Annotated in this window: 5 protein-coding genes and 2 pseudogenes; all 7 read right to left on the reverse strand. The window is 48.1% G+C overall.

Annotation, left to right across the window (positions count from 1 at the left end; genetic code table 11):
* Positions 1-101 (reverse strand): annotated as a pseudogene (locus J5M71_RS29675) (serine/threonine protein phosphatase); the annotation flags it as partial.
* Positions 79-285 carry a phage NinH family protein gene (locus tag J5M71_RS25790; protein WP_002901791.1) on the reverse strand — a complete coding sequence of 69 codons (207 nt, stop codon included), beginning with the start codon at positions 283-285 and terminating at the stop codon, positions 79-81. The pseudogene J5M71_RS29675 and the gene J5M71_RS25790, both read right to left, overlap by 23 nt.
* On the reverse strand, positions 282-893 hold the full coding sequence (locus tag J5M71_RS25795; RefSeq protein ID WP_001108044.1) for a recombination protein NinG: 612 nt from the start codon (positions 891-893) through the stop codon (positions 282-284). Before J5M71_RS25795 ends, J5M71_RS25790 begins: the two co-directional genes overlap by 4 nt.
* Positions 886-1,098: a protein NinF gene (locus tag J5M71_RS29680; RefSeq protein ID WP_306424353.1), complete on the reverse strand. Its 213-nt coding sequence runs from the start codon at positions 1,096-1,098 to the stop codon at positions 886-888. Before J5M71_RS29680 ends, J5M71_RS25795 begins: the two co-directional genes overlap by 8 nt.
* Positions 1,053-1,235: a NinE family protein gene (locus J5M71_RS25805; protein WP_000113775.1), complete on the reverse strand. Its 183-nt coding sequence runs from the start codon at positions 1,233-1,235 to the stop codon at positions 1,053-1,055. Before J5M71_RS25805 ends, J5M71_RS29680 begins: the two co-directional genes overlap by 46 nt.
* On the reverse strand, positions 1,202-1,375 hold the full coding sequence (gene ninD / locus J5M71_RS25810; RefSeq protein ID WP_000984218.1) for a protein NinD: 174 nt from the start codon (positions 1,373-1,375) through the stop codon (positions 1,202-1,204). The genes J5M71_RS25805 and ninD overlap by 34 nt, the downstream gene beginning before the upstream one ends.
* Positions 1,372-1,935, reverse strand: a pseudogene (locus tag J5M71_RS25815) (hypothetical protein); the annotation flags it as partial. The gene ninD and the pseudogene J5M71_RS25815, both read right to left, overlap by 4 nt.

Below are 1,935 nucleotides of genomic sequence, written 5' to 3' on the forward strand. Positions count from 1 at the left end.
GTATCCAGTTTGTTCATCAGGTTCGTGTAGCATCCGTGCAGATCGCCAACTACCCAAATATTTCGGTATTTGCTGCCATCAATTTTTTCGTAATAGCGCATCTCTTTCACTCCATCCGCGATGAACCATGAGAACGTCGTTGACGATGGCGTGCATTTTCCCGTCTTTATCATCAACGTATTTTCTGACCGTACCGCGACTACATTTCAGTCTGCGTGCTACTTCTGTCTGATTTCCGTATGTTTCAACGAGCATGTCTGGAATGGTTTTTACTGAGAACGTCATGCGGCCTCACTTCTGCTATTTCGCAGGTCTTTGAGTTTCTGTTGGTACTCTGCCTTGATCGCCTTGCACTCTTCGATAGTCCAGCGATGGCGGTTATGGTTTGATTCGATTTCGTCTACTGCTTCCTGCCCGATGCGGCTAATCAGTTCGACGCGATACGGAACGAGATTTCCGCTTTTGTGCTGGTTGCACACCACGCATTGCTTGTGAATATTGCGTTCATTAAATCGGAGTTGAGGTGCCGCAGCAGTTGTCCGGTAATGTCCGGCATCCCACTGAGCAGACGTGAGCGTTCCGCACGAGATACATGGTAAGTCGCGGTCTCTTTCTCTGATGAAGGCGTTTACGGCTTGTTGGGCTTGTTTAATCCAGTAACTGCGGGGCTTTAAGGCGAGTTTTCGAATCTTAAGTTTATCTTTCTGTTTCTGCTCCTCTCGTCGTCGTTTCTTCTCTGCTGCTTTTTCCGCTTTTTCGCGTTCTTTACTTCGTCGTTCGAGTGCTATCTTGGTTCCACACTCTGGAGAGCACCACCACTGATTAGCGAATGCAGGGTGAAACCATTCCCGGCATTCATCGTTTTTACATCGTCTTCGCGCTGGTTTAGCCATCATCTTCTTCCTCGTGCATCGAGCTATTCGGATCGCTCATCAGTTCTGCGCAGCAGTGCTCACACACGTGAACTTCCAGCACATGCAGCTTCTGACCGCAGTTAGCGCACGTTAAAGCTCGCTCGACGCTTTCTTGTTCGTAACTTCGATTTTGGTCAATCACCTTGTTTTCCTCGCACGACGTCTTAGCCACCGGATATCCCACAGGTGAGCCGTGTAGTTGAAGGTTTTTACGTCAGATTCTTTTGGGATTGGCTTGGGTTTATTTCTGGTGCGTTTCGTTGGAAGGTATTTGCAGTTTTCGCAGATTATGTCGGTGATACTTCGTCGCTGTCTCGCCACACGTCCTCCTTTTCCTGCGGTAGTGGTAACACCCCTGTTGGTGTTCTTTCACACCGGAGACACCATCGATTCCAGTAAGGTTGATTTGGTCGGAAGCGGTTATCTTCTTTGCATTCACCGCACCGATAACATCGCATCATGCAGCTTCCCTCCCGAAGTCGAAATCAAGCTGCCCTCCAAATATTTCGCATGACTCAGAACAAGAGCCGGTATCGAATCTTTTAGCTCGTACCATGTCCTGATACAGGGCTTGATAATCATTTTCTGAATACATTTTCGCGATACCGTCCAGCGACATTCTTCCTCGGTACATAATCTCCTTTGGCGTTTCCCGATGTCCGTCACGCACATGGGATCCCGTGATGACCTCATTAAAAACACGCTGCAATCCCTCCTCATCTTTGCAGGCAAGTCCGATTTTTTGCGTTGATTTTTTAATGCAGAATATGCAGTTACCGAGATGTTCCGGTATTTGCAAATCGAATGGTTGTTGCTTCCACCATGCGAGGATATCTTCCTTCTCAAAGTCTGACAGTTCAGCAAGATATCTGATTCCAGGCTTTGGCTTTAGCCGCTTCGGTTCATCAGCTCTGATGCCAATCCACGTGGTGTAATTCCCTCGCCCGAAATGGTCATCACAGTATTTGGTGAAGGGAACGAGTTTTAATCTGTCAGTGCAGAACGCGCCGCCGACGTATGG

Source organism: Pseudomonas sp. 43(2021), assembly GCF_017490805.1.
Lineage (GTDB): Bacteria > Pseudomonadota > Gammaproteobacteria > Pseudomonadales > Pseudomonadaceae > Aquipseudomonas.